This is a genomic window from Helicobacter didelphidarum, assembly GCF_003364195.1.
In the GTDB taxonomy this organism is placed as follows: Bacteria; Campylobacterota; Campylobacteria; order Campylobacterales; family Helicobacteraceae; genus Helicobacter_A; species Helicobacter_A didelphidarum.
This window is the reverse complement of sequence record NZ_NXLQ01000068.1, coordinates 1-3,505: the sequence shown is the minus strand read 5'-3', so window position 1 is coordinate 3,505 and position 3,505 is coordinate 1. Positions and strand designations below refer to the sequence as shown.

3 protein-coding genes are annotated in these 3,505 nt (G+C 31.4%); 1 reads left to right on the top strand and 2 read right to left on the bottom strand.

The genetic code is table 11. The features are described from left to right. A partial coding sequence (locus CQA53_RS10465) for a ComEA family DNA-binding protein (protein ID WP_181882405.1) occupies positions 1 to 156 on the top strand: 156 nt, incomplete at its 5' end. Positions 157 to 558: 402 nt separating this feature from the next. Here the strand turns inward: CQA53_RS10465 and CQA53_RS10460 are convergent. After that, complete coding sequence (locus CQA53_RS10460; RefSeq protein WP_115543907.1) at positions 559 to 999, bottom strand: PaaI family thioesterase; 441 nt, start codon at positions 997 to 999, stop codon at positions 559 to 561. A gap of 605 nt (positions 1,000 to 1,604) precedes the next feature. Beyond that, on the bottom strand, positions 1,605 to 2,756 hold the full coding sequence (locus CQA53_RS10455) for a Cj0069 family protein (protein WP_115543906.1): 1,152 nt from the start codon (positions 2,754 to 2,756) through the stop codon (positions 1,605 to 1,607). Positions 2,757 to 3,505: the final 749 nt, after the last annotated feature.

The window sequence follows — 3,505 nt, the reverse complement described above, 5'->3', positions numbered from 1 at the left end:
GAAGCAAAAGCAAAAGCAATTATTGAATATCGTTCTAAAACAAGATTCAAGAAAAAAGAAGATATTATGCAAGTCAAAGGCATAGGACAAGCAATATATGATAAGATTAAAAATGATATTATTGTAATAACACCAACACCACAAGTGAAGAGGTAAAAGATTTATGGGGTAAAATGATTTGTAGGTGCATAAAGATAGAGAATCTAAAGATTTTACACACGAAATATAGCCCAAACTCATTTTTGAAAGTTTATCATCTCTTAAGTCGCAATAAAATATTTATGAAATTTTTTAATGAGGGGATAACAAAATTGGGTATTTATATTCTGTTTTTATCGATTTATCTTTCATAGCTATTCTAAAACCTTAAGTTGTTTATGATTTTATCTTTACCTTTTGATAGAATCTTTATTGGTATTCTCTTACTCTCTTTCTAGATCGAGACAAACTTATTATGTTATTTACAAGAATTGTGAATTGTAGCTTTTCTGCAAATAAAACTAAAATGATATAGAATCTTACTTTATTTCCCAAAAATTATAAAAAGTGGCTCTATTCTTAGTTATCAAATTTTAATTTAAAGATTTTCTTATCAAAAACAGCAATATAAAACATACCATAAAAAATTTTAATGTCAAGTAAAAACCCCTCAACCTTAACTTCACATTTTTTCGTATCGTCTTGCAATGCTTCGGCTTTAAATATGACTTCATGTCCAAGTTCAATGGGTGCAAGGAATTTAATATCAGCACCTATAATAAGACTATTTTTTTTGTTGAGTGCTGTCAAGGCAGCATGTGAAGCAGCACTAAAGATAAATCCACTATGAATAAGTCTAGAATCTACACACATATCTTCTATGGGGGTAAATTTTACCTTAGAAACATTGTGAGCTAAACCTATCAATTCCCCAGATAATCGAAAGCTTATATCCTTTGCAATACTTCTATCTTCTAAGTGATTGGTAAGTTGATTTCCTTGTTCTTCTTCAGGTTGCATTTTTTCTCCTTAGACAATAAAATAATCACATAGAAATTTACCATAAAAAATTCAAGATATTATAGAAATATTGAGTAAATATTACGATAAATGACAAACCATAATATATTTAGATTAGGTACATATTGAGTTTCCACTTATATGTAAAGTATTCTGTATGAACAGCAAACAAGATTCCACATAATTAGGGGGTGGGTGGCAATACAACCACTTAGCATTATTGCTACATTACTACTGCTCTAGTTGCCTCTATCGGAGTGAGAGTGGATTGGGTATGTTTAGTAAGGGAACACAGAGGAATAAATCTGGTCTTAAGAGAATGTATTAAATGGGAAGAAATTAGAGTATCACACAAGCTAAATCCTGTGTGGGTTTTGATAATATTGAAGATTAAATGGTATTAATAGATGTAATATTTATTTGGTATAGAAACTTAAAATAGCTACATGTAATTTCTTGAAGTATTTAGATGTAAGACTTGCAACCTTAAAGTTTTATTATAACCATATAATTATTTTGAGATGAAAAGTTACAACAAGTGTAATATCTTATATAATATAACTATATTTCGAAATAAAACTAAAGTTACAAGTAAAGAATAATGTTTATTTCACTAAATCCTGATTACAACAAGCACATTTATTACTTTGTGCATCTTCGACAATGTTGATAATCGTATTTGCCACGCGTCTAGCGGTCTTATCAAGGAACTCCACAGGTGAAGTAAAGCCCACGCAAGAGCAGTTAATCTCACCCAAAACATACTTATCTTTGCCATTTTCATCAGTATCAAGGATAAAGTCTGCTGTCCAAATAAGTGGTAAGTCATAGTTGCCAAGCTTTGTTTTAATCTCTGGAAGATTAGAGAGGAAATAATCCACCAATTTGCCCCATTGCTCTGGTTTGTCATAGCGATATTTTGCACCACTAAAGAGTGTCGCAGAGAATGCGTCAGCTCCTTCGGCTGGTTTTTTATGCACGACATAAATAGGGTCTTTATAGAGCATAAGGATTCTAATCTCACCCTCTTTAATGCGTGGCAAGAAAGTCATATCCACGAGCATTCCATTATCGCCATGCAAGTATTTCTCACAAAAATCCATAAATTCGCCGAGTTTGCGCTCCTCAACATGATTATCAACAGCCTCTGTGCAACGGATTTCTGCATCAAGAGGCAATTCGCTTACACCCTTATATTTGCTAGGGTCTTTGATTTGCACACGCCAAATACCTTCACCCGTAGAACCACGATTTTGCTTTAATACTCTCTCGCCTTTTGCAAGGGTTTTTGGAAAGTTTTTCTTAAAATCATGCTCGCCACCAGCAACCCAATTCACACCGATTCTCTTTGCTTCTGCAGGGTCATAGTAAGCAAGTGTATCTGTTGGCACAAGCTCTGTATTGCGTAATTTTGTCAATGCATCTTTTGCCCCATAACCAATCATCGCATCAGGGTGAGGCATACCAATCACGCCATCACTGCAAAGCTTACGCAACACATCAAAGTAGAGTTTTTCCTCTTTCAGGTTGCCCGGATTCACACGCGAAACATACGCATCAGCCGCACCTTTCACATATTCATAAATCTCATTTCTTTTTTTCTCATCTTTGAGAATCTCATCAGTGAAGAATACAACTTCTGCATTCCAGCCTAGTTTCTTCAGATAATCCATCATTGGCACAGTGTCTTTTCTATGTCCGTCTTTACCCTTATCGCTACCGCCTACTGCTTCGAAAAAAACAACATGTTTTTTCATGCTTTCTCCTTAAAAATTGAAATTCTAATAGTCTAACACATTTTTGCTTAAAAAAATCATAATTACAGAACATCAATTTTTAAAATATAATTTTTTATGATGTATGTTATTTTATGTTACATTTTTAGATAAAATATGGCTTTTATCATGCAAATAGAGAAATGTTGATTTTATTACAACATCTTTGAATATTCTTAAATGTCCATTACTAAAAGATTTATATATGAAATTTATTTTTACATTAAGTATAATATATGCTTTCAATGTCCTCTCAGGTTTATTAAAATTATCTCATTTTTTGGTCTTTTATGCTTGCATAAATGTTTAATTCTGCCCAAAAAATAAACATTTACTCTATTGTTCAATTCCAAACCTCAAGGGATTCTTTAAGAGAATCTTAAAAAATTATGTAATAATAAATTTCTATGCTCTTAGCATACTTATATGTTAGAAAACAAAACTAGGAGCATGAAAAAAGAGTAAAAATTTTGATAAAAATTATTTTTTGTAGTAAAATCTACTATAATATCAAACTAGAAATATTCAAGATATTTCTATATTTTAGTTTTATAAAACCTTAACAATAAAGTTTGGTTTTAAATATTATTTATAGAGTCTAAAATATAATTCTTAACTTATATTCAATTATCATGCTATAATCCATAGCACTAAAACCATAATCTTTATGATAAAGCAATTTCATATCACAAGGAGAATCCCTTGCACCCTCTCTTAGAATCTGATAGCTT

Coding starts and splice junctions, on each gene's coding strand:
- CQA53_RS10460 (WP_115543907.1), bottom strand. CDS start 999: ATGCAACCTGAAGAAGAACAAGGAAATCAACTTACCAATCACTTAGAA.
- CQA53_RS10455 (WP_115543906.1), bottom strand. CDS start 2,756: ATGAAAAAACATGTTGTTTTTTTCGAAGCAGTAGGCGGTAGCGATAAG.